Raw genomic sequence first — 22,179 nt, forward strand, 5'->3', positions numbered from 1 at the left:
CAGCCTAGTTCATTTGATTGCGCTCGGGTTCAGGGTGCGTTCAGGGCAGGTACAGGCCGGGTTCAGTAAGCTTGAATCATGTCCGAGGGGGGAAATGAACAGGACCCTCAAAAGCGGCAGTACACCGTTGTCGCAGGTATGCTGTTGGAGATTCTGATTTACCCGGGAGAGCGTCATGAAACTGTTGGTCGTCGAAGATGAAGCGCTGTTGCGCCATCACCTGCAAACCCGCCTGACGGAAAGCGGTCACGTGGTCGAGTCCGTGGCCAATGCCGAAGAGGCGCTGTACCAGACCGGGCAATTCAACTTTGACCTGGCGGTGATCGACCTCGGCCTGCCGGGCATGGGCGGGCTTGACCTGATCCGCCAGTTGCGTTCTGACGGCAAAAGCTTCCCGATCCTGATCCTCACCGCCCGTGGCAACTGGCAGGACAAGGTCGAGGGCCTGGCGGCCGGCGCCGACGACTACCTGGTCAAACCGTTCCAGTTTGAAGAGCTCGAAGCGCGGCTCAATGCGCTGCTGCGTCGCTCCAGCGGTTTCACCCAGTCCTCCATTGTTGCCGGGCCGTTGCTGCTCGACCTCAATCGCAAGCAGGCGACCCTCGATGAACAGCCGCTGGCGCTGACCGCCTACGAATACCGGATTCTCGAGTACCTGATGCGCCACCACCAGCAAGTGGTGCCCAAGGATCGCCTGATGGAACAGCTGTACCCGGACGACGACGAGCGTGATCCGAACGTGATCGAAGTGCTGGTCGGGCGCCTGCGTCGCAAGCTGGAAGGCCCGGCCGGGTTCAAGCCGATCGACACGGTGCGCGGCCTCGGCTACCTGTTCAATGAGCGCTGCACTTGATTCGTTCGCTTCGCGTTCGCTTGATGCTGGCCGCCACGACGTTGGCGGTGTTGTTCATGCTCGCCTTGCTCCCGGCGATGCAAGGGGCGTTCAGCCTGGCGCTGCAGGATTCGATCGAGCAGCGCCTGGCCTCGGACGTCACCACACTGATTTCTGCCGCGCGTATCGAAAACGGTCGGCTGGTGATGCCGATGCAGCTACCGGACGAGCGTTTCAACCTCGCCGACTTCCGTCTGCTCGGCTACATCTACGACCGCGAAGGTCATCTGGTCTGGCGTTCGAAAGCGACCCAGGAAGAACAGATCAACTACAAACCGCGCTACGACGGAATGGGTAACGAGTTCGCAAGGATTCGCGAGGCCAGCGGTCAGGAGTTCTTCGTCTACGACGTCGAAGTCAAACTGCTCGGCGGCAAAAATGCCGCGTTCAGCATCGTCGCGCTGCAACCGGTGCGCGAATACGAAACCACCCTCGAAGGCCTGCGGGAAAACCTCTACCTCGGTTTCGGCGCCGCGTTGCTGGTGCTGCTCTCGCTGTTGTGGATCGGCCTGACCTGGGGCTTGAAAGCCTTGCGCCGGCTCAGTCAGGAACTCGATGAAATCGAAGGTGGCACCCTCGAAAGTCTCAGCGAACAGCACCCCCGTGAATTGCTGCGCCTGACCGGCTCGCTCAACCGCTTGCTGCACAGCGAACGCCAGCAACGCAGCCGTTATCGCGACTCCCTCGACGATCTGGCCCACAGTCTGAAAACCCCGCTGGCGGTATTGCAAGGCGTCAGCGAAGACATGGCTCAGCGCCCCGAAGATCGCGATCAGGCCTGGGTGCTGCAAACCCAGATCGAACGCATGAGTCAGCAGATCAGCTACCAATTGCAGCGCGCCAGCCTGCGCAAAAGCGGTCTGGTACGCCATCAGGTGCGCCTGCGACCGGTGCTCAAAAGCCTGTGCGACACCCTGGACAAGGTCTACCGCGACAAGCGCGTACGCGTGGCGTTCGACCTGCCGGAACACTGCTACGTGCCGATCGAGCAGGGTGCCTTGCTGGAAATGATGGGCAACCTGCTGGAAAACGCCTATCGCCTATGCCTCGGCGAAGTGCGCATCAGCGTGCGCGAAAGCCTGGCCGGGATCGAGTTGTGCATCGAAGACGACGGCCCCGGTGTTCCGCAACATCAGCGCGCGCGGATCCTTGAACGCGGCGAGCGTCTGGATCGCCAGCATCCGGGGCAGGGAATTGGTCTGGCGGTGGTCAAGGACATCATCGAGAGCTACAACGCGAGACTGACGCTGGGGGATTCGCCGATGGGCGGGGCGGCGTTCAGGATTCATTTTCCGGCGGTGTGACCGTTAGTCGGAACTGTCAAATCTGACAGTCGCTGTATTTTTTGCTCTCTGGCACTTTGGCCTATCCATGATGTGATCGAGCCGACTCTTCGGCTCGCTTGCATTTCGAATGGATGCCACTAACGCTTTGGGAACAAGGAGTTGGAAATGGTCAAGTTTATTACGGCACAGGAAAGGCAACAGGTTGTAGATAAGACATTTGCTGCGCAAATAGATTTGCCGCTCGCGTCCTTTGATGAGGCAGAGAATGGTCGCATCAGCTTCGATCAGTTGAGCAGGGGATTAACGTTGCGCATCTCTTGCTTTGAAGGGCAGCGCGTCGGAGCGGACCTGATTGTGGGGGTTTATGGTGATTCTCAGGGCGTTTTCTGGAACAAACGCCTGAAGTTGGAAAGTGATGACACCGATACGCTTATCCTGATTCCAGCCGATGACGCCAGGACTTTCAGGGGGCAAACGCTGACACTCAACTACGTGTACGAACTCCAGTACATCTCTCCCGATGCCACGTATTTGGCGGAAGCCGATATTTACGATCCGGTTGTGGACGAGGCTGTGCAAGATGTCATCCCCCTGCGCGCGGTCAATGGCGGTATCAATCTTCGCCTGAGAGCTTCAGATGCTCTTTCGAGCGGGGCGCTGGTATCTGTCTACATGCACGGAAGTACCTGTGACGCTTGTCTGGTCAGACATTTTCAACTTGAGATGCATGATGACGGCAAGGATGTGGTGGTGAGGGTCGAACCGCGCTTTTTGCAGCCGAATAAATATGGCTCTGTCAGATTGATCTATACGGTGGAGAAGGCCGGTCGCAGATGGATCACATCTATGCTTGAGCTGCTAGTCGAAGGCGACCTCAAGACCCCTGAACCTGCTTACTTCATACCGGGATTTTGCTACGACGATATTCTTGAACCTGTAGAGGGGGGCGGGCCTATTCCCTTTTCCATCAGTACGGACGGGATGGGGGTGGGCGACGCACTGACTTTTATCTTTGCTGGTAAAGGAATGGACTCCTCATTTATCTTGCGTCAGACACTGGCGCCTCATCAGATCGGTTTGGACCTGAAAATCAATGTGCCAATTGCGCAGTCGCAGTTGAATGGGGGAGCGAACGTGATGACTATTGTCGAGCGTGTAAACGGAGACACTGTCGGCTCGCCATTACGCTATCTGGTCATTTGATTCCTGCTTTGAGCGCTACTGCTCCTGCGCCCGATAAGCCCCCGGCGTCAGCCCCGTCCACTTCTTGAACGCCCGATGAAACGCCGACGGCTCGGAAAACCCGAGCTGTTCGGCGATCTGTTGCAACGACAGATCTGCCCGTCCCAGGTGATAAATCGCGATGTCTCGCCGCAACTGATCCTTCAACTCCTGAAAACTGGTGCCTTCCTCACGCAAATGCCGGCGCAGGGTTTGCGGGCTGATGTGCAGGTGCGCGGCCACGGCTTCAAGGTCCGGCCAGCGTGCGCTGTCGTGGCTGAGCAGGCGGCGCAAACGGCTGCTGAGGCTGTTGCCGTCATCCGGGCGTGACAGCAGGTCGGCGGGGGAGCGCTCGAGGAAATGCTTGAGCGTGCGCTCGTCCTGCAACAGCGGCATGTGCAGATAGCGGCTGTGAAATACCAGGCTGCTCTGGGATGCGGAAAACGCCAGCGGGCAGGAGAACAGCAAATCGTATTCGGCCCCGTGCGCCGGTTTCGGGTAGCTGAAACTCGCCTGTTCCAGACGAATCCGCTGGCCGATCAGCCAACTGCCGAGGCGATGCCAGATCACCAGCAGGCTCTCGCTGAGAAAGTGATCCGGGTCCCACCATTGCGCATCTTCGAGGCTCAGGCGCACCCATTCGTCTTCATGGGTCAGGGTCAGGCGCGGAGCGTCGGGGAATAGGCTATAAAACAATAAGCCGCGTTGCAGAGCCTTTTCCAGGCTGCGGCAGTGAATGATGGCGTGGCACATCATGGCGAAGCTGCCGGGTTTGCTTTGAGTGTTGCCGAAGCCCAGGCATTCGTCGTCCAGGGCTAGCCACAGGTTCTGGATCAGTTGGGTGAATTGTTCCGGGGCGATCCGCGCACGCGGCTCGTCGAGCAGTTCGGGACTGATGCCCAGCTGCTGCAGCAGGTCCGAATAATCGAACCCGCGGCGCCGCGCGCCACCGAGGGCGGCGCGGGCGAAATGACTGGCGATGGTGCGTTCGCGCATAAGCGGCAAATCCTTCCTCTGGCGACCGATGGTAGCCGGCGGCTTTGATCGGCAACAAGGCGGATTTCCGCCAAATTGTAGGACGAGACCGGGTGCATTGGCGGAAATCCGCCACACTTGGGTAACCGAATGGTGACACAGAAAAACCCGCATCCCCTGATATCAAAAGGCTTGCAGCGAATTGCACCAAAGTGGCACGAGGTTTGCGATAAGAGCGACAGAAGCGTGCGCCGAGCCGATCCGGAAAAGCGTCGTTCGACACAACAAATCCCTCCAGTGCAGGAGGGTTCGCAATTCAAGTGTCGCGTTCAACAGATGGATGTTGCCACGCGGGACTCTTGAGGAACTTTGCAATGACGACTCGTCAGCCACTGTACAAATCCCTGTATTTCCAGGTGATCGTCGCAATCTGTATCGGTATTGCGCTCGGCCACTACTACCCGCAGTTCGGCGTGGCCGTAAAGCCGCTGGGTGACGGGTTCATCAAACTGATCAAAATGATCATCGCGCCAATCATCTTCTGCACCGTGGTCAGCGGCATCGCCGGCATGCAGAGCATGAAGTCGGTCGGCAAGACCGGTGGCTATGCACTCCTGTACTTCGAAATCGTTTCGACCATCGCACTGCTGGTCGGTCTGGTCGTGGTCAACATCGTGCAGCCGGGCAACGGCATGCACATCGATGTCGCCACCCTCGACGCCTCGAAAGTCGCCACCTACGTGGCACAGGGTGCTGACCAGAGCGTTGTCGGCTTCCTGCTCAACGTGATCCCGACCACCATCGTCGGCGCGTTCGCCACCGGTGACATCCTGCAAGTGCTGATGTTCTCGGTGATCTTCGGTTTCGCCCTGCATCGCCTGGGTGCCTACGGCAAGCCGATCCTGGACTTCATCGATCGCTTCGCCCACGTGATGTTCAACATCATCAACATGATCATGAAGCTCGCGCCAATCGGTGCCTTCGGTGCGATGGCGTTCACCATCGGTGCCTACGGTGTCGGCTCGCTGGTGCAGCTGGGTCAACTGATGATCTGCTTCTACATCACTTGCCTGGCGTTCATCCTGATCGTGCTCGGCGGTATCGCTCGCATGCATGGCTTCAGCGTGCTGAAGATGATCCGCTACATCCGTGAAGAGCTGCTGATCGTACTCGGCACTTCCTCGTCGGAATCGGTACTGCCACGCATGCTGATCAAGATGGAGCGTCTGGGTGCGAAGAAATCGGTAGTGGGTCTGGTGATCCCGACCGGTTACTCGTTCAACCTCGACGGTACTGCGATCTACCTGACCATGGCGGCCGTGTTCATCGCTCAGGCGACCGACACACACATGGACATCACTCACCAGATCACTCTGTTGGTGGTGTTACTGCTGTCCTCCAAAGGCGCAGCCGGTGTGACCGGTTCCGGCTTCATCGTGCTGGCCGCCACCCTGTCGGCGGTAGGTCACCTGCCGGTGGCCGGTCTGGCGCTGATTCTGGGTATCGACCGCTTCATGTCCGAAGCCCGCGCCCTGACCAACCTGGTCGGTAACGCCGTTGCCACCATCGTTGTGGCCAAGTGGGTCAAGGAACTGGACACCGACGTGCTGCAATCCGAGTTGGCCTCGGGCGGTCGCGGTATCATCGATACCCGTCCGGAAGACGACCTGGGTGTGGCCGAAGGCGCAACCCCAAGCAATGTGAAGTAAGCATCGCTTGAATGGAAAAACCCGCGTCGGCGGGTTTTTTCTTGCCTGCTGTTTGAGCGCAACGGTCAGCGCATCTGATGGATCCGGTAATTGCCCCATCGCCGACGGCTGCCTAGGCTGCATGCATCGTTGATGGAGAACGCCCATGTCTGCACCGCTGGCCTCACTGAAGATTCTGGATTTCTCGACCCTGCTGCCGGGGCCGTTCGCCTCGCTGTTGCTGGCGGACATGGGCGCCGAGGTGTTGCGCATCGAATCGCCGACCCGGCTCGACCTGTTGCGGGTCTTGCCGCCCCATGATCACGGCGTCTCGGCCAGCCATGCCTATCTGAACCGCAACAAGCGCAGCCTGGCGCTGGACCTCAAACAGCCCGAGGCACTGGAGCTGGTCAAACAGTTGCTGGCGGACTACGACATCGTGCTGGAGCAGTTTCGCCCCGGTGTGATGGAACGTCTGGGGCTGGGTTACGAGGCGCTGAAGGCGATCAATCCGAAGCTGATTTATGTGTCGATCACCGGTTACGGCCAGACCGGGCCCTACAAGGATCGCGCCGGGCATGACATCAACTACCTGGCGCTGGCCGGGCTCTCCAGCCACACCGGACGCGCCGACAGCGGGCCGTTGCCGCTGGGCATGCAGGTGGCGGATATCGCGGGTGGCTCGCTGCACGGGGTGATCGGCCTGCTGGCGGCGGTGATATCGCGACAGCAAACCGGGCAGGGCACGCACCTGGACGTGAGCATGACCGACTGCTCCTTCAGCCTGAACGCCATGGCCGGCGCCGGTTATCTGGCCTGTGGTGAAGAACCGGGCTGGGAGGACCAGATGCTCAATGGCGGCAGCTTCTACGATTACTACCGCTCCCGCGACGGGCGCTGGATGTCGGTGGGCAGCCTGGAACCGGCCTTCATGCAGCAACTGTGTGCGGCGTTGGGCCGGTCGGAACTGGCGGCGCAGGGTTTGTCACCCAAGCTGGAGCAGCAACGGGCGCTCAAGGATGCCTTGAAGGTCGAGTTCGAGAAGCATGACTTTGCTGAACTCTGCGAGCTGTTCGCCGAGATCGATGCCTGCGTCGAACCGGTATTGAATCTGGGCGAGGCGGTGCAGCATCCACAATTGCAGGCGCGGGAACTGGTGACGCAGGTGCCGCGCGGGGATGGCTCGGCGCAGGCGCAGATCGCTTGCCCGCTGAAGTTCTCTGAGGCATTGCCGGCGCCGCGGCATGTCGGGGCGGCGCTGGGGCAGCATACGGATCAGGTGATGGCGGAGTTGGGCTTCAGTTCTTCGAAAATTGAAGAGCTGCGGCGGGCCAAGGTCATTCTTTAGTGTTTGTACCGGCCTCATCGCTGGCAAGCCAGCTCCCACAGGATTTCTGTTGGAACACCATGATGTGATCGACACAAAAACTTGTGGGAGCTGGCTTGCCAGCGATGGGCCAATCAGACCAACACAAATCTGCCTATTCCACCCGCATTTCACCACTGAACACCAATGTGTTCCGGCATCTGCGGCACAAATAGCGCCGACCTTGCCGGACCAGACTATGGCGCTGAGCCGAAAACGGGAAATCACTGTCCACGCACGGGCATTTATAGATGTAGCGGGTCACGCTGCGGCGTTTGATTTCATAGGTATGGCAGCGGTCCGGCGGTAATTCATAAACGCCGCGCATGATCAGTTGCCACTCCTCGCCGTGGGGCTGGATGCGGTCACCGAACAGTTGATGGGCGATCAGGTGCGCGACTTCATGGGCCACGGTCTGCTTGAGGAAGTGTTCGGCGTTCTCCCGATACAGCTGCGGATTGAAACGCAGCAGGTTCTCGTGCAGATGCGCGACCCCGGCTTTTTGCCCACGCAGCTTGAGGCTCACCACGGGGCGTTTGAAAGGACGTTTGAAAAAGGATTCAGCGAGTTGGTAACAATCTTCGACGCGGGTATTGAGTTGCTCGGGCATGCTTGATGGATCTCCAGAGGCGTCGAGTATGCCGCAACCCCGCAGCGTTGCGAATCGCCGAGCTGCCGAATGGTCGTCGCTCTTTTTCAACCGGCACGAGAAGGCCGCCTCGCGGCGGCCTGTGTTGGCGGATCTTGTTCTTCTCGGATTCGATCGGTCGTCAGTTGGTGTAGACGGGCCCCACGCCCAGTCCCCAGACAATCACGGTGAACGCCATGATGGCGACCAGCACCACCAGGCCCACCGCCAGCACCGAGCTTGAAAACAGGAATCCCTCGTCAGACGGAATGTTCATGAAGGTCGGCAGCCCCACATACAGCAGGTACACCGTGTAGCAGATGGCCGCCGTGCCGACGATCATTCCCAGCCACATATGCGGATACAACGCCGCCAGCCCGCCGACGAACAACGGTGTCGCGGTGTAGGTGGCAAACGCGACGCAACGGGCCAGGCTCGGGTTGGCGTCATAGGTGCGGGCCATCCAGTGCACGAAGGCACCCATGACCGCGACCCCGCCGAGCATCGCCAGGTACGACATGACGGTCATCCAGATCGCGCTTTCGACGGTGAGCATCACCGGCGCGCGGTTACCGATCACCCAGCCGACCTGCGTCGTGCCGATAAAAGCCGAAACGGCGGGGATCGCCGCCAGAATCAGCGTGTGCGTCAGGTACATGTGGCTGATGCTTTCCTCTTGGTCGCCACGGATTTCCTTCCATTCCTGATCGGGGTGGGTAAAAAGTCCCACTACGTGATGGATCATGCCAGTCACTCCTCTCGTTATTGCCATCGCCCCCCAGCGGAGCGCCTACGGGCCAATGTGGCCGAGCAAATACAGGTCTTCAGATTGTGTGCGACCTTATGTCGCAGTATAGAAAGGTCTTAACCGCACAGGTGATAGGGTCTTAGAGCAAATCGCGCTGTAAACCGGCGGGGTAATCGCGTCGGGGTCTGTGCAAACGGGCAATCGAAGGGGCGACAACCTGTGGCCACAACCCCGGTGTTTTTGCGTAAAATGCCCGCCTTTCGTCACACCTCACGGATTTCGCGTCATGGGCACTCTTACGGTCAACCAGAACAAACTGCAAAAGCGCCTGCGCCGCCTGGCCGGCGAAGCGGTCGCCGACTTCAACATGATCGAAGACGGCGACAAGGTCATGGTCTGCCTGTCCGGGGGCAAGGACAGCTACACCATGCTCGACGTGCTGATGCACCTGCAGAAGGTTGCACCGATCAAGTTCGAGATCGTCGCCGTGAACATGGACCAGAAGCAGCCGGGCTTCCCCGAGCACGTGCTGCCGGCCTACCTGAAAGAGCTGGGCATCGAGTACCACATCGTCGAGAAAGACACGTACTCGGTGGTCAAGGAACTGATTCCTGAAGGCAAGACCACCTGCTCGCTGTGCTCGCGCCTGCGTCGCGGCACGCTGTACACCTTTGCTGACGAAATCGGCGCGACCAAAATGGCCCTTGGTCATCACCGCGACGACATCGTCGAGACGTTCTTCCTCAACATGTTTTTCAACGGCTCCCTCAAGGCGATGCCGCCGAAGCTGCGCGCTGACGACGGGCGCAACGTGGTGATCCGCCCGCTGGCCTACTGCAACGAGAAAGACATCCAGGCCTACTCGGACTTCAAGCAATTCCCGATCATTCCGTGCAACCTCTGCGGTTCCCAGGAAAACCTGCAGCGTCAGGTGGTCAAGGAAATGCTGCTGGACTGGGAGCGTAAGACCCCGGGCCGTACCGAAAGCATTTTCCGCAGCCTGCAGAACGTGATCCCGTCGCAGTTGGCTGACCGTAACCTGTTCGACTTCACCAGCCTGAAGATTGATGAAACGGCGGCTTCGCGATTCGTTAATGTCGTAAACCTGTAAACACCGTCACTGTGGGAGCGAGCTTGCTCGCGAAAGCGTCGTGTCAGCCAGCATCAAATCTGGATGACACACCGCAATCGTCGGATCGCCGCCCGGAACAAGCTCGCTCCCACATTGGTTTCTCGTTTCATTCAAAAGGAGAGGGCATGCGCGATTACAAGTGGCTGCACGAATACTGTCTGAACCGCTTCGGTTCGGCGGCTGAACTGGAAGCCCATCTGCCCGTTCCCAAGACCCCGGCGCAACTGCGCAAGATCAGCGACGACCGTTATCTCTCGACCATGGCCCTGCGGGTCTTCCGTGCCGGGCTCAAACACAGTCTGGTGGACGCCAAGTGGCCGGCCTTCGAGGAAGTGTTCTTCAAGTTCGACCCGGAAAAAGTCGTACTGATGAGCGCCGAACACCTTGAGCGGCTGATGCAGGATGCGCGGATCATCCGTCACCTGGGCAAGCTGAAAAGCGTGCCTCGCAATGCGCAATTCATTCTGGATGTCGAGAAAGAGAAGGGCAGTTTCGGCGCGTTGATTGCCGACTGGCCCGTGACCGATATCGTCGGCCTGTGGACCTATTTGAAAAAACACGGTCATCAATTGGGCGGGCTGTCGGCGCCACGCTTCTTGCGGATGGTCGGCAAGGACACGTTCGTGCCGAGCTACGACGTGGTTGCGGCGCTGAATGCACAGAAGATCGTCGACAAGGTGCCGAGCAGTCTGCGGGATCTGGCGATGGTGCAGAACGCGTTCAACCAGTGGCATGAAGAAAGTGGCGGTCGACCGATGAGCCAGATATCGATGATGCTGGCGTACACCGTCAATCATTGAGACCTAGTCGCTCCAATCGCGAGCAAGCTCGCTCCCACAGTATTCGAGGTGTTCACAACCTCTGTGCATTACCTGGAACCTGTGGGAGCGAGCTTGCTCGCGAAGGCGCCCGCTCAGGCGACGCTGATCTCGCCTTCGCCGGCCAGCTTGCGGTTCAACTGATAGCGCCACCGCACATACAACAGCGCCGAGCAGAATACCGCCAGACTGGCGATCATCTCCAGTACGCCGAACAGCTGCCGGCTCGGGTCATACGCCGCCAGTGCGCCCTTGATGAAATACAGATTCACCACAAAGCACATCCACGAATGCCCGCGTGCGCTGCCCATGATCATGCCCGGCGCCAGCACCAGCCACGGAATCAGTTCGATCAGCAGAATCACCCACGGCCGTGCGCCGTGCAGGTCGGCGAACAGCAGGTAATACGCGGCGAGCAGTCCGGCGAGGCCGAAAAAGCACAGCAGACTGATCACCCGCATCGCCCGCACCCGTGGCTCCAGCCATTCGACGGCGGGCAGGATTTTCGGCTTTTTGGCCATCTCAGTTCCCCAGCTTCAAAGCCGTTTTGGCCAGGCGTGCGCCCAGTGCTCGGCACAGCGCCACTTCGTGCTGATCAAGACCGCTTTTGCCATCGGCCCCGGCGTGATGGCTGGCTCCGTAAGGCGTGCCGCCGCCCTGGGTTTCCAGCAGCGCCGATTCGCTGTAGGGCAGACCGGTGATCAGCATGCCGTGGTGCAGCAGCGGCAGCATCATCGACAGCAGCGTGGTTTCCTGACCGCCGTGCAGGCTGGCGGTGGAGGTGAACACGCCAGCCGGTTTGCCGACCAGCGCGCCGGTCAGCCACAGGTTGCTGGTGCCGTCGAGGAAGTATTTGAGCGGTGCGGCCATGTTGCCGAAACGGGTCGGGCTGCCCAGGGCCAGGCCGGCGCAGTTCTTCAGGTCGTCCAGCGTGGCGTACAGCGCGCCTTCATCGGGGATGTCCGGCGACACGGCTTCGCACTCGGTGGAGATCGCCGGCACGGTGCGCAGACGCGCTTCGAGCCCGGCCTGCTCGACACCCCGGGCAATCTGCCGGGCCATCTCGTTGGTCGAACCGCTGCGGCTGTAATACAGAACCAGAATGTACGGCGCACTCACGGCAACAGCTCCAGGATCTGCTCCGGTGGACGGCCGATGACGGCTTTGTCGCCGGCTTCGAGAATCGGTCGCTCCATCAACTTCGGATGTGCGGCGATCGCGTCGATCAATTGTTTCTCGGTGAGACTGGCATCGGCCAGGTTCAGGGTCTTGTATTCGTCTTCGCCGGTGCGCAGCAGTTGCCGTGCGCTGATCCCCAGCTTGCCGAGCAACGCCTTGATTTGCGCGGCGTCCAGCGGCGTTTCTAGGTAGCGCACCACATTCGGCGTCAGGCCACGGGCTTCGAGCAGTTCGAGCGCACCGCGGGATTTCGAGCAGCGCGGGTTGTGATAAAGCGTCAGATCGGTCATGGGCGGGTCGCTTCTTGCGTAGAGTGGCGGCTATTCTAACTGTGCAGCGCGCAATCCAGAACCTTGGGAGGCGATGGGTCGCAGGCGCATTCAATTTTTCACAAGGAACATGACATGACACGGCGACTGGCAGCGGCATTGACGATCATCGGGGCGTTGATGCTGGGGGGCTGCGGTAACGATTACGGCGTTGACCAGAACGGGCAGAAGGTGGCGTCCGAGCGTCTGGACAAACAATGGGTCGTACTCAATTACTGGGCTGAATGGTGCGATCCGTGCCGCACGGAAATCCCGGAACTCAATCATCTGGCTGATGAGCTCAAGGGCAAGAAGATCGGTGTGTTCGGGGTCAACTTCGACAACGTGCAGGGTGAAGAACTGAAAGGTGCCAGCGAGAAACTCGGCATCAAGTTCACCGTGCTGGCGCAGGATCCGGCGGATCTGTTCGAACTGCCGCGCAGTGAGGCCTTGCCGGTGACCTACATCATCGACAACAAGGGCAAGGTGCGGGAGCAGTTGATGGGTGAGCAGACGGCGGCGGGGGTGATGGCGAAGTTGGAGGCGTTGCAGGCCACCAAGTAAGCCGCATCAAAGAGCAGCCCTCATCGGAACGCCGCCCGCCCAGCCCTCCCGAAACGTCGGACCGCCCGGAGGGAGAGGGAGCCGACCGAGGTGTCTGGCGTCATACGTCGACCTGAAAGAACCGGTCGATTATGGATTTGACGAAGCAGGGTCAAGTCGAGTGTGGATTTGACGAAGCAGGGTCAGGTCGAGTGTGGATTTGACGAAGCAGGGTCAAGTCGAGTGTGGATTTGACGAAGCAGGGTCAAGTCGAGTGTTGGTTTGACGAAGCAGGGTCAAGTCGAGTGTGGATTCGGCGAGGCAGAACCAAGTCGAGTGTAGATTCGGCGAAGCAAAATCAAGTCGATTTTGAATTCATCAGGGCAGGGTCATTTCGGTGTATTTCTGGAATATCCCCCCATCAGTCCCCTCTCCCAGTGGGAGAGGGTTAGGGTGAGGGGCTTGGCGATCTAGAGGATCAACCCTCTTCCAGCCACCAACGCAACGGCTTGCCTTCAGCAGGCCAAAAACGCATCTGCTCGATCGGCGAGATATCCCAGCGCTCGACTTTCTCCAGTGCCTGCAGGAAACGCTGTTCCTGCTCCATCAGCGCCGGAGCACAGAGTTTGCGGGTCTTGCCGACCTTGCCGAAGCTGAGCTTGTCGCCTTCCAGGGTGTAGGGCGCGAACCAATGGTTGCAGCCGCCGTTGCCATAGGCCCGGCCATCATCGCCCAGGGTCACGGTCAGGTGGCTGTAGTCCATCAGTGGCCGTTCGCCGATCCACTCCAGAATGTAGCTGCGGTTCTGTTGCAGTTGCACAGGCTCCGCGGCGCAACCCATCAGGCCGGCGCCGACAGCGGCGGTCAGGGCCAGGTGTTTCATCACGCCGGCTCCTGGCATTTCGGGCACAGGTGCTTGTCATCGACGGCTTTCCAGCCCAGCTCGGCGATACGCGCCGTGGCGGCCGGTTTTTCTGCCGGTTTGCCCAGCTTGGCGTCCACCGCGAATTCGAAGCTCAGTTCCTTGGCGCAACCGTCGCAGTTGACCTGCCAGGTGTGGATCGCCAATTCGCCAAACACCGGGCCGGTGGTCATCGCGGTCCATTGGCCCGGCGGGTTGATCAGGTGGCGGACGGTGTCGACGGTCAGTCGCATGGACAAGTCCTTGCTGCCTTTGAGGGTTACGACCAGCACATCGCCGATGCGGATCGAGCCACCGTTGCCGGTAACCTGATAACGGCCCGGTACGAGGGCGCGGCATTCGGTGAGGGTGTGTTGCGGGTTCATCAGGGTGTAGCGGAAATCGTGTTCGACCATGGGTCCTCCAAATATGCGCGACATGCTAGCACGGGCTTGATTGCAGAATAACGCGCGCGTGCGACCTTCGATCCGGTTCAAATCGACACGTCAGTCGTGGCAAACTGCCGCCTTCATTTCTAAGGAACGGAACATGGCGCTGATCGAATGTTATGAATGCAAGCGGAGCATCAGCCCCGAAGCGAAGACGTGCATTCATTGCGGAGCTCCGATGACGGGCGCGCAGGTACCGGCAAAAGCAAACTCCGTTGCATCAACGATTTCCTTTGGCAGTCTGCCCCGGAACAAGGCGGTTGCCGAAGCTTTCGTCGCAGAATCCGCTTCCACTGCAGCCCCAGCGCCGAAAGTAACGCCCGCCGCCGCTGGGCGCCGGCGCCGACAACAGGCCGAGCAAGCGGTCGCGCCTGAGTTGAATGCCGATGGTTCTCGCCCGGTGGAGGGCTGGCTGAAGGTCATGGCGTTCCTGATGCCGATGATCTTTGTCTGGTTTCTGCTGCGCCGGGGCCATTCCCTCAAGCAGCGACTGTTTGGCTTCGGCTGGCTGGCGCTACTGATTTTGTGCGTGGCGATTACCCCGACTCCGCCTCCAGCCTGACGATTGACTGTCAGCCCTCGACCTGGTTCTGCGGCGCTCCTGTCGCCCAGGTCGCGATGTTGTGCAGGGTGGTGGCGGCAATCGCGCCCAGCGCCTCGCGGGTCAGAAACGCCTGATGCGCAGTAATGATCACATTGGGAAAAGTCAGCAGCCGCGCCAGCACGTCATCCTGTAACGGCAGGTCGGAGCGGTCCTCGAAGAACAGCTGCGCCTCCTCTTCATAAACGTCCAGCCCCAGATAACCCAGTTGACCGTCCTTCAGCGCGTCGATCAGCGCCGGCGTGTCCACCAGACCACCGCGCCCGGTGTTGATCAGCATCGCGCCCGGCTGCATGTGCGCCAGCGAATCGCGGTTGATCAGGTGTTTGCTCTGCTCGTTGAGCGGGCAGTGCAGGCTGATGATCTGCGCTTGCTCGAGCAGTTGCGGCAGGCTCAGGTAGCGTGCACCCAAGGCTTCGACGGCCGGGTTCGGATACGGGTCAAAGGCCAAGAGTTCACAGCCGAAACCGTGCATGATTTTCGCGAATGTCGCGCCGATCTGGCCGGTGCCGACAATGCCGACCGTTTTGCCGACCAGATCGAAACCGGTGAGGCCGTGCAGGCTGAAGTCGCCTTCACGGGTGCGATTGTAGGCCCGGTGCAGTCGGCGATTGAGTGCAAGAATCAGCGCCACCGCATGCTCGGCCACCGCGTGGGGCGAATAGGCCGGCACACGCGTGACGACGAGCCCCAGGCGTTTGGCAGCGCTCAGGTCGACATGGTTGTAACCGGCCGAGCGCAGGGCGATCAGCCGGGTTCCGCCCGCCGCCAGGCGCTCCAGCACGGGCGCGCTGAGGTCATCGTTGATGAAGGCGCAGACTACTTCGTGGCGGTCGGCCAGCGGCGCCGTGTCGAGACTCAGTCGGGCCGGTTGAAAGTGCAGCTCGATGCCGGCCGGGCAGTCGGCGGCGAGAAAACTGTCGCGGTCGTAGGTCTGGCTGCTGAAAACGATCGTGCGCATGCAATTCTCCTGAAGCATCGACGCGGGCGCGAATCACCCGCGACAACTTTAGCCGCGTCGGCGTTGATCGGCATTGCCGTGGATCAGGCGCTGATCTTCGCCTGCGTCGCCAGACGATTGATCGCCCGTTCCAGCTCGTCCAGGGCGGACGAGGATTTGGGGTCTTCCTGCTTGAGCAAGGTTTCGCTGCGCTGGCAGGCGGCGCGCAATTGCGGAACGCCACAGTAGCGGGTGGCGCCGTGCAGGCGATGGACCCGTTCGATCAGGCCGTTCTGATCCTGATTGTCGCGGGCTGTGCGAATGGCTTCGCGGTCGGCCTCGAGCGAGGCCAGCAGCATTGCCAACATGTCTGCCGCCAGATCCGCCTTGCCGGCGGCAAGACGCAAGCCTTCTTCGTGATCAAGGACTGGCAGGTCCTGATGACCCACCAGACTTTCACCACCACGGTCCGGTGCCTGATTGCGCAGCGCCAGTCCCGTCCATTTCAACACCACTTGCGCCAGTTGCCGCTCACTGATCGGTTTGGTCAGGTAGTCGTCCATGCCGCTTTGCAGCAGTGCGCGCTTTTCGTTGGCCATGGCGTGGGCGGTGAGGGCGACGATCGGCAGCGGCGTGCAATGGCGTTCGCTTTCCCACTGACGGATTGTCTCGGTGCTCTGACGTCCGTCCATGCCCGGCATCTGCACGTCCATCAGCACCAGGTCGAAGGTTTCGCTCTGTACAGCTTTGACCGCCGCATAGCCGCTTTCGACGGCCAGCACCTTGGCGCCCATGTCTTCGAGCAGGGTCTGCACCAGCAACAGGTTGGCCGGGTTGTCGTCGACACACAGCACTTTCGGGGCACGGCTCGACAACGGTTCGCCGGGTTCGCTGCGCGTCTGGCGCGGGTTGACCATGTCCGACAGCGCCCGACGCAATTTGCGCGTGCAGGCCGGTTTGGACTGAAGCTGGCTGTGCGGGTTGGGCACCGACAGATGGAACAGCGTCAATTCGGTGGTCGGGCACAACACCAGTACCCGACACCCGAGGTGTTCCAGATCCCAGATGTGCTGGTTGAGTCGTTCCGGCGGCATGTCGTTGCTGGTGATGCCGAGCACCGCCAGATCGATGGCCTGATCGGTCTGGTGGGCGCCGGTGACGCCATTGGTCAGGCTTTCCAGGGTATTGAACGGTGTGACGTCGAGTCCGCAGTCTTCCAGTTGATGCTGTAACGCCTGACGCGCCAGTTCGTGGTTTTCCAGTACCGCCACCCGGCGGCCGAGCAACGGCGCGGCGGGCAGGTCTTCGGCATCGTCGCGGGTCTTGGGCAGGCTCAGGCTGATCCAGAATTCCGAACCTTCGCCCGGGGTGCTATCGACGCCGATTTCGCCGCCCATCTGTTCGATCAGACGCTTGGAAATCACCAGCCCCAGACCGGTACCGCCGGGCTGGCGCGACAGCGAGTTGTCCGCCTGGCTGAAGGCCTGGAACAAGGCGCGCACGTCCTGGTTCGACAGGCCGATGCCGGTGTCCTGAATGCTGATGCGCAGTTGCACGCTGTCTTCGTGTTCTTCTTCGAGCATGGCGCGGGCGACGATGGTGCCCTCGCGGGTGAACTTGATCGCGTTGCTCACAAGGTTGGTGAGGATCTGCTTGAGCCGCAGTGGATCACCGACCAGCGACAACGGTGTGTCGCGATAGACCAGACTCACCAATTCCAACTGCTTGGCGTGGGCCGCGGGGGCGAGGATGGTCAGGGTGTCCTGCAACAGGTCGCGCAGGTTGAACGGAATATGGTCGAGCACCAGTTTGCCGGCCTCGATCTTCGAGAAGTCGAGGATTTCGTTGATGATCCCCAGCAGGCTGTCGGCGGACTTTTCGATGGTGCCCAGGTAGTCGAGCTGGCGCGGGGTCAGCTCGCTTTTCTGCAACAGATGAGTGAAGCCGAGGATGCCATTGAGCGGCGTGCGGATTTCGTGGCTCATGTTGGCGAGGAACTCGGACTTGATCCGGCTCGCTTCCAGAGCTTCCTTGCGGGCCAGATCCAGTTCGATGTTCTGGATCTCGATGGTCTCCAGGTTCTGGCGCACGTCTTCGGTGGCCTGATCGACGCTGTGCTGCAATTCTTCCCGGGCGTTTTGCAGGGTGCCGGCCATGCGGTTGATGCCAGATGCCAATTCATCCAGTTCCTGGCTGCCGAGGGGCGGCAGGCGGGTTTCCAGATGACCGTCCTTGAGTTGCGCGACGGCCTGTTTGATCTGGCTGATCGGGCGATTGATCGTGCGGCCCATGCGCAGGGCCAGCAGGGCGGCGCCCGCCAGTCCCGCAGCAATCAGCAACAGGCTGGCGAACAGGCTTCGATAACCACGCAGCAACATGCCGTTGTGCGACAGTTCCAGTTCGACCCAGCCGAGCAGGCGATCCGACTCTTGAGGGATCAGTTCGCCGGCGAGGTTGCGGTGCTTGCCGAACACTGGCAGCAGATAGCGGGTGGCGTCGTTGCCGCTGCGCCGCAGCAGTTGCGTGCTGTCGCCGCTGGGGGCCTGGTTGAGCATGGTCGGGCCGGCGTGGGCCAGCGGCGAACGGTCGGGTGCGAGGAAGGTCACCGCGCGCACGTCCGGTTGCTCCAGGGACTGGGTGGCGATGCGCTCAAGCAGTTCGGCATCCCCGTGGCCCATGGCCGGCGCCACCAGCGGAGCGAGTTGCTCGGCGATCATTTCGCCGCGCTGCATCAATTGGGCCTGCAGGTCGGATTGCTGCGTCCAGGTGAAATAGCCGCCCAGCACCAGTGCCATCAGGCTGGTTGGCAACAGGGTCAGCAATAACACACGACCTTTGATTCCCAGTTTCTTGAGCACGCCTATCTCCTGCATCCCGCTGATCGTTGACTCACACGTGCTTCCGGCACGCGGCATGGGCGCAGTGTAGCGATTTGCTTGCGGGCATTCCCGGGAAAAATCATGTCGTGATCCGTCGTTTTGGCGCCGGTCATTTGTCCGAGAGGTCAACCTTGGGTTGCCGGGCAGCGGGCAATCTTGAATAATCGCCCAACTGAGAATTATTTGCAGATAGTCATGACTCCTGTCTCTGTAGGCCAGCCACGCATTCTTTCCATCGAGGACGATCCCGTGCTCGGTGCCTATGTTCACGAACAATTGGGACGCAGCGGCTTCCAGGTCACCTGGTGCCAGAACGGCAGCGAGGGCCTGAGCATCGCCCGGCGCCAGCCGTTCGATGTGGTGTTGATGGATATTCTGCTGCCGGGGCTCGACGGCCTGAACGTGCTGACGCAACTGCGTCAGAGTCACTCCACGCCGGTGCTGCTGATGTCGGCACTGGGGGCCGAGGCCGATCGCATCAGCGGTTTTCGCCTGGGGGCTGACGACTATCTGCCCAAACCGTTCAGCATGGCCGAGTTGCATGTGCGGATCGAAGCGATCCTGCGTCGGGTCGCTCTCGACCGGCGCCCGGCCGTCAGCGTTGAGCCAGCGGCGGCGGGCGGTCTGCACTTCGACGACGAGCAGTGCGAAGTGTCTTACTGCAATCAACCGGCCGGTCTGACCCGCAGCGAATACCGCTTGCTCGAAACCCTCAATCGCAATGACGAGGAAGTGCTGAGCAAGGCCTTCCTTTATCAGCACGTTCTTCAGCGCGGCTACGCGGCCCACGACCGCAGCCTCGACATGCACATCAGTCAGATCCGTCGCAAACTCAAATCGATCGGCTACACCGAGCGTGAAGTGCGCACGGTGTGGGGCAAGGGCTACGTACTGAGCGCCGTCGATGAAGGTGTCTGACCTGCCGGGCCGGCATTCACTGTTCTGGAAGCTCGCCTGCCTGCTGGTGGCGTTCTGTCTGTTGATGATCTGGCTGAGCTGGTCCTGGGGGCGCTATATGGAGGAGCGCAACCAGTTCCTCTCCGACGAGGCACGCGGCACGCTCGCGCGTTATGCCGCCGAAGCCGAAGAGGCATGGCGGCAGGATCGACGTGTTGGCGTTGACCGCTGGTTGCAGAGCATGGAATTGCGCGAGGCCGGTTGGGTCGGCGTGATCGGCGGCAACTTGCAGTCACTGAGCAGTGATCCGCTGAACGAAAAGGAAATCCAGCACCTGACTTTTTTGCGCGGACTTGATTGGCCGATTCATAAACAGGGCCGGCCATGGCTGCGTGTTCCGTTCCCGACAGAGCCGGCCGCTGGCAGCCTGGTCATCGAGTTGCCTGAGCGATTCCTGCCGGGCAAGTACCGAGTGTTCTGGCGGGTGATCACCAACGGCGTGATTCCCGGCCTGTTCACCCTGTTGCTGTGTGTTGGTCTGTATCGCTTGCTGGTGGTGCCGCTGAACAACCTGCGCGAGCAGGCCAACGCGTGGCGCGCCGATCAATTGAATGTGCGGCTGTCGAGCGGCATTACCCAGCGGCCGGATGAGCTCGGTGAACTGGCCCGGGCCTTCGACTCGATGTCCGAACGCCTGCAGTCGACCGTTGCCCTGCAACAGCAATTGTTGCGCGACCTGTCCCATGAGCTGCGCACCCCCCTGAGTCGTCTGCGGGTGGCCAGCGAAAGCGAGCAGGATCTGTTGCCATTGCGCGAACGCATCGGTCGTGAAGTCGATGGCATGCAGCGGCTGGTGGAGGACACCCTGCAACTGGCCTGGCTCGAAACCGAACGCGCACCGCTGCCGGACGAAGCGATCCAGATCCAGGCCCTGTGGGAAATGCTCACGGAAAACGCCTGTTACGAAAGTTGCTGTCCGGTAGGGCAGTTGCAATGTGCGGTGGAGGCATCGTGCTGGGTGCGCGGCAATCTCAATACCCTGGCCCAGGCGCTGGAAAACATCCTGCGCAATGCGATCCGACATTCTCCAGCGGGCGGCATCGTGCGGCTGGATGGCCGGCGTGACGGGGACTACTGGCATCTATGGCTGGAGGACGAGGGCGGCGGTGTGGCCGAGGCGGATCTGGAGCGGATCTTCTCGCCGTTCACCCGACTCGATGGTTCGCGACCGGGGGATGGGGGATTCGGTCTGGGGCTGAGCATTGCGAGGAATGCGGTGCAGCGCCAGGGTGGGATGTTGTGGGCCGAGAACGGTCAGTCAGGGTTGCGATTGAATTTGCGGTTGGTAGCGGATGACAGTGCCGTCACTCCCGACGCCTTTGCTGGCAAGCCAGCTCCTGTGGTGGATGTGTGTCGCCCGCATCCAGTGTGAAAAGCTCTCTTCGTTTGTAGGAGCGAGCCTGCTCGCGATGAAGTCTTCACAGTCCTCCATGACCTGTTTTGTCGGAGCACTCTGGGGTTTTTGTGCGATGTTTCCGAAGGGTAACGGACGGTCATTTCAGGCTTCCTTGAACGTTTAAGCTCAGGCTTCAAATGATCCTCAAGGAGTCTTGCATGACTGCCCCTAACGTTTCCGACAACTCATCCTGCGATCGTTTCAACGAAGTGCTCGCGTTGATAAGCAGTGCCAGGCACCAGGCGATGCAGGCAGTCAATACCCGGCTGATCGAGTTGTACTGGCAGGTCGGTGCCCATATCAGTCGCAAGATTGAACTGGCTGAATGGGGCGATTCGGTCGTCGGTCAATTGGCTGAACATCTGGCCCAGACGCAACCGGGGTTGCGCGGTTTTACTCGGCGTAACCTGTTTCGCATGCGCCAGTTTTACGAGGCTTACCGGGATAATGAAAAAGTGTCAGCACTGCTGACACAATTGCCTTGGACCCAAAATCTGCTCATTTTGACTCAAAGTAAGCTTCCCGAAGAGCGCGAGTTCTATCTAAGGTTGGCCATCCAGGAAAAGTGGTCGACGCGAGAACTGGAACGCCAATTCAAAGCTGCCCTGTTTGAGCGAACCATCACTGAACCGGCAAAAGTCTCCACTGTACTGAAGCAGACTCATCCCTCTGCACTCGAGATTTTCCGCGATTCCTACATGGTCGAATTCCTCGACTTGCCGGGCGCTCACGCCGAAACCGATCTTCATCAAGGATTGCTATCGCGCCTCAAGGAATTCCTGATCGAGCTGGGACGTGACTTTTGTTTTGTGGGTTCCGAATATCCTTTACAAGTCGGTGGACGGGATTTCGCCCTGGACTTGCTGTTCTTCCACCGCGGTCTCAACTGTCTGGTGGCGATCGAGCTCAAGGTCGGGCGCTTCGAGCCAGAGTATCTGGGCAAACTCGACTTCTATCTGGAAGCGTTGGACCGAAATGCACGCAAGCCCCACGAAAACCCTGCAATCGGCGTACTGCTCTGTGCCAGCAAGGAAGACGAAGTGGTGGAGTACGCACTTAATCGCAGCCTTTCACCCGCATTGATTGCCGAATATCAGGTGCAACTGCCGGACAAGCAGCTTCTGCAGGCCAAACTTCATGAGTTCTATGCTTTGAATGTTGCGCAGTCAGAGGAGGCTTGAACTGGCGCCTTATTCCGATAAGCCATAAGCACCACACTTTGCGTGATATGGGCCGCGCAGGTTTGCCGGTATGATAGGCGCCCCCGCTGTC

Annotated in this window: 22 protein-coding genes; 12 read left to right on the forward strand and 10 right to left on the reverse strand. The window is 60.2% G+C overall.

The annotated features are described in order from the left end of the window. The first annotated feature begins 175 nt into the window (after positions 1–175). The 3 genes from JJN09_RS16735 (at position 176) to JJN09_RS16745 (ending at position 3,381) form a co-directional block, all read left to right on the forward strand. The gene (locus JJN09_RS16735) at positions 176–853 is read left to right on the forward strand and encodes a response regulator transcription factor (RefSeq protein WP_096818046.1); all 678 of its coding nucleotides are present in this window, start codon (positions 176–178) and stop codon (positions 851–853) included. After that, positions 850–2,196: an ATP-binding protein gene (locus JJN09_RS16740; RefSeq protein ID WP_249482706.1), complete on the forward strand. Its 1,347-nt coding sequence runs from the start codon at positions 850–852 to the stop codon at positions 2,194–2,196. The genes JJN09_RS16735 and JJN09_RS16740 overlap by 4 nt, the downstream gene beginning before the upstream one ends. 147 nt (positions 2,197–2,343) lie before the next feature. Then, on the forward strand, positions 2,344–3,381 hold the full coding sequence (locus JJN09_RS16745) for a hypothetical protein (RefSeq protein WP_249482707.1): 1,038 nt from the start codon (positions 2,344–2,346) through the stop codon (positions 3,379–3,381). Between the two features lie 15 nt (positions 3,382–3,396). On the opposite strand, the gene JJN09_RS16750 is transcribed toward JJN09_RS16745, so the two are convergent. After that, positions 3,397–4,395, reverse strand: coding sequence for an AraC family transcriptional regulator (locus JJN09_RS16750; protein WP_249482708.1), 999 nt, complete (start codon positions 4,393–4,395; stop codon positions 3,397–3,399). 353 nt (positions 4,396–4,748) lie between these two features. Here JJN09_RS16750 and JJN09_RS16755 point away from each other — a divergent pair, with 353 nt between their 5' ends. Both JJN09_RS16755 and JJN09_RS16760 read left to right on the forward strand, forming a co-directional pair. Then, positions 4,749–6,083 carry a dicarboxylate/amino acid:cation symporter gene (locus JJN09_RS16755; protein ID WP_249482709.1) on the forward strand — a complete coding sequence of 445 codons (1,335 nt, stop codon included), beginning with the start codon at positions 4,749–4,751 and terminating at the stop codon, positions 6,081–6,083. A 145-nt stretch (positions 6,084–6,228) separates the two neighbouring features. Then, on the forward strand, positions 6,229–7,410 hold the full coding sequence (locus tag JJN09_RS16760; RefSeq protein WP_249482710.1) for a CaiB/BaiF CoA-transferase family protein: 1,182 nt from the start codon (positions 6,229–6,231) through the stop codon (positions 7,408–7,410). A gap of 133 nt (positions 7,411–7,543) precedes the next feature. Here JJN09_RS16760 and JJN09_RS16765 read toward each other — a convergent pair whose 3' ends face one another. Next, positions 7,544–8,038 carry a SprT family zinc-dependent metalloprotease gene (locus JJN09_RS16765; protein WP_249482711.1) on the reverse strand — a complete coding sequence of 165 codons (495 nt, stop codon included), beginning with the start codon at positions 8,036–8,038 and terminating at the stop codon, positions 7,544–7,546. Positions 8,039–8,198: 160 nt separating this feature from the next. Further along, the gene (locus JJN09_RS16770) at positions 8,199–8,801 is read right to left on the reverse strand and encodes a Yip1 family protein (RefSeq protein ID WP_007917515.1); all 603 of its coding nucleotides are present in this window, start codon (positions 8,799–8,801) and stop codon (positions 8,199–8,201) included. Between the two features lie 289 nt (positions 8,802–9,090). On the opposite strand from JJN09_RS16770, the gene ttcA reads away from it, so the two are divergent. Together ttcA and JJN09_RS16780 are read left to right on the forward strand one after the other, a co-directional pair. Continuing rightward, positions 9,091–9,915 (forward strand): tRNA 2-thiocytidine(32) synthetase TtcA, encoded by an 825-nt coding sequence (gene ttcA / locus JJN09_RS16775; RefSeq protein WP_249482712.1) that lies wholly within the window; start codon positions 9,091–9,093, stop codon positions 9,913–9,915. A 146-nt stretch (positions 9,916–10,061) separates the two neighbouring features. Then, a complete protein-coding gene (locus JJN09_RS16780; protein ID WP_249482713.1) occupies positions 10,062–10,736 on the forward strand; it encodes a DNA-3-methyladenine glycosylase I in 675 nt (224 codons plus the stop codon). Between the two features lie 113 nt (positions 10,737–10,849). Here the strand turns inward: JJN09_RS16780 and JJN09_RS16785 are convergent, their stop codons facing one another. The 3 genes from JJN09_RS16785 to arsC are packed head-to-tail and all read right to left on the reverse strand — an operon-like array spanning position 10,850 to position 12,223. After that, on the reverse strand, positions 10,850–11,275 hold the full coding sequence (locus JJN09_RS16785; protein ID WP_249482714.1) for a DUF2069 domain-containing protein: 426 nt from the start codon (positions 11,273–11,275) through the stop codon (positions 10,850–10,852). A 1-nt stretch (position 11,276) separates the two neighbouring features. Continuing rightward, positions 11,277–11,873: an NAD(P)H:quinone oxidoreductase gene (wrbA, locus tag JJN09_RS16790; protein WP_096818028.1), complete on the reverse strand. Its 597-nt coding sequence runs from the start codon at positions 11,871–11,873 to the stop codon at positions 11,277–11,279. Then, positions 11,870–12,223: an arsenate reductase (glutaredoxin) gene (arsC, locus tag JJN09_RS16795; protein ID WP_115078888.1), complete on the reverse strand. Its 354-nt coding sequence runs from the start codon at positions 12,221–12,223 to the stop codon at positions 11,870–11,872. Before arsC ends, wrbA begins: the two co-directional genes overlap by 4 nt. Positions 12,224–12,337: 114 nt before the next feature. Between arsC and JJN09_RS16800 the strand changes: the two genes are divergently transcribed. Beyond that, positions 12,338–12,805, forward strand: coding sequence for a TlpA disulfide reductase family protein (locus tag JJN09_RS16800; protein ID WP_249482715.1), 468 nt, complete (start codon positions 12,338–12,340; stop codon positions 12,803–12,805). Positions 12,806–13,262: 457 nt separating this feature from the next. Here JJN09_RS16800 and JJN09_RS16805 read toward each other — a convergent pair whose 3' ends face one another. Further along, entirely contained in the window at positions 13,263–13,667 is a 405-nt protein-coding gene (locus JJN09_RS16805) for an META domain-containing protein (RefSeq protein WP_249482716.1), read from the reverse strand. Then, positions 13,667–14,101 carry a hypothetical protein gene (locus JJN09_RS16810; RefSeq protein ID WP_249482717.1) on the reverse strand — a complete coding sequence of 145 codons (435 nt, stop codon included), beginning with the start codon at positions 14,099–14,101 and terminating at the stop codon, positions 13,667–13,669. Before JJN09_RS16810 ends, JJN09_RS16805 begins: the two co-directional genes overlap by 1 nt. A gap of 133 nt (positions 14,102–14,234) precedes the next feature. Here JJN09_RS16810 and JJN09_RS16815 point away from each other — a divergent pair, with 133 nt between their 5' ends. Next, on the forward strand, positions 14,235–14,696 hold the full coding sequence (locus JJN09_RS16815; protein ID WP_249482718.1) for a zinc ribbon domain-containing protein: 462 nt from the start codon (positions 14,235–14,237) through the stop codon (positions 14,694–14,696). 10 nt (positions 14,697–14,706) lie between these two features. Here the strand turns inward: JJN09_RS16815 and JJN09_RS16820 are convergent, their stop codons facing one another. Then, entirely contained in the window at positions 14,707–15,696 is a 990-nt protein-coding gene (locus tag JJN09_RS16820) for a 2-hydroxyacid dehydrogenase (protein ID WP_249482719.1), read from the reverse strand. An 83-nt stretch (positions 15,697–15,779) separates the two neighbouring features. Continuing rightward, positions 15,780–18,533, reverse strand: a complete 2,754-nt coding sequence (locus JJN09_RS16825) for a response regulator (RefSeq protein ID WP_249482720.1) — start codon at positions 18,531–18,533, stop codon at positions 15,780–15,782. Positions 18,534–18,749: 216 nt separating this feature from the next. Here JJN09_RS16825 and JJN09_RS16830 point away from each other — a divergent pair, with 216 nt between their 5' ends. From JJN09_RS16830 to JJN09_RS16840, 3 genes are all read left to right on the forward strand, one after another. Further along, complete coding sequence (locus tag JJN09_RS16830) at positions 18,750–19,472, forward strand: response regulator transcription factor (RefSeq protein WP_249482721.1); 723 nt, start codon at positions 18,750–18,752, stop codon at positions 19,470–19,472. Next, complete coding sequence (locus JJN09_RS16835) at positions 19,459–20,883, forward strand: sensor histidine kinase (protein ID WP_249482722.1); 1,425 nt, start codon at positions 19,459–19,461, stop codon at positions 20,881–20,883. Before JJN09_RS16830 ends, JJN09_RS16835 begins: the two co-directional genes overlap by 14 nt. Before the next feature lie 182 nt (positions 20,884–21,065). Beyond that, the gene (locus JJN09_RS16840; RefSeq protein WP_249482723.1) at positions 21,066–22,088 is read left to right on the forward strand and encodes a YhcG family protein; all 1,023 of its coding nucleotides are present in this window, start codon (positions 21,066–21,068) and stop codon (positions 22,086–22,088) included. The last annotated feature ends 91 nt before the right edge of the window (positions 22,089–22,179 follow it).

The organism is Pseudomonas sp. HS6 (assembly GCF_023375815.1).
In the GTDB taxonomy this organism is placed as follows: Bacteria; Pseudomonadota; Gammaproteobacteria; order Pseudomonadales; family Pseudomonadaceae; genus Aquipseudomonas.

Excerpts from the sequence above, each read along its gene's own strand:
- JJN09_RS16750 (WP_249482708.1), bottom strand. The coding sequence starts at position 4,395 with ATGCGCGAACGCACCATCGCCAGTCATTTCGCCCGCGCCGCCCTCGGT.
- JJN09_RS16820 (WP_249482719.1), bottom strand. The coding sequence starts at position 15,696 with ATGCGCACGATCGTTTTCAGCAGCCAGACCTACGACCGCGACAGTTTT.
- JJN09_RS16830 (WP_249482721.1), top strand. The coding sequence starts at position 18,750 with ATGACTCCTGTCTCTGTAGGCCAGCCACGCATTCTTTCCATCGAGGAC.
- JJN09_RS16840 (WP_249482723.1), top strand. The coding sequence starts at position 21,066 with ATGACTGCCCCTAACGTTTCCGACAACTCATCCTGCGATCGTTTCAAC.
- ttcA (WP_249482712.1), top strand. The coding sequence starts at position 9,091 with ATGGGCACTCTTACGGTCAACCAGAACAAACTGCAAAAGCGCCTGCGC.
- JJN09_RS16780 (WP_249482713.1), top strand. The coding sequence starts at position 10,062 with ATGCGCGATTACAAGTGGCTGCACGAATACTGTCTGAACCGCTTCGGT.
- JJN09_RS16815 (WP_249482718.1), top strand. The coding sequence starts at position 14,235 with ATGGCGCTGATCGAATGTTATGAATGCAAGCGGAGCATCAGCCCCGAA.
- JJN09_RS16835 (WP_249482722.1), top strand. The coding sequence starts at position 19,459 with ATGAAGGTGTCTGACCTGCCGGGCCGGCATTCACTGTTCTGGAAGCTC.
- JJN09_RS16770 (WP_007917515.1), bottom strand. The coding sequence starts at position 8,801 with ATGATCCATCACGTAGTGGGACTTTTTACCCACCCCGATCAGGAATGG.
- JJN09_RS16755 (WP_249482709.1), top strand. The coding sequence starts at position 4,749 with ATGACGACTCGTCAGCCACTGTACAAATCCCTGTATTTCCAGGTGATC.
- arsC (WP_115078888.1), bottom strand. The coding sequence starts at position 12,223 with ATGACCGATCTGACGCTTTATCACAACCCGCGCTGCTCGAAATCCCGC.
- JJN09_RS16810 (WP_249482717.1), bottom strand. The coding sequence starts at position 14,101 with ATGGTCGAACACGATTTCCGCTACACCCTGATGAACCCGCAACACACC.
- JJN09_RS16745 (WP_249482707.1), top strand. The coding sequence starts at position 2,344 with ATGGTCAAGTTTATTACGGCACAGGAAAGGCAACAGGTTGTAGATAAG.
- JJN09_RS16800 (WP_249482715.1), top strand. The coding sequence starts at position 12,338 with ATGACACGGCGACTGGCAGCGGCATTGACGATCATCGGGGCGTTGATG.
- JJN09_RS16765 (WP_249482711.1), bottom strand. The coding sequence starts at position 8,038 with ATGCCCGAGCAACTCAATACCCGCGTCGAAGATTGTTACCAACTCGCT.
- JJN09_RS16785 (WP_249482714.1), bottom strand. The coding sequence starts at position 11,275 with ATGGCCAAAAAGCCGAAAATCCTGCCCGCCGTCGAATGGCTGGAGCCA.
- JJN09_RS16735 (WP_096818046.1), top strand. The coding sequence starts at position 176 with ATGAAACTGTTGGTCGTCGAAGATGAAGCGCTGTTGCGCCATCACCTG.
- JJN09_RS16805 (WP_249482716.1), bottom strand. The coding sequence starts at position 13,667 with ATGAAACACCTGGCCCTGACCGCCGCTGTCGGCGCCGGCCTGATGGGT.
- JJN09_RS16760 (WP_249482710.1), top strand. The coding sequence starts at position 6,229 with ATGTCTGCACCGCTGGCCTCACTGAAGATTCTGGATTTCTCGACCCTG.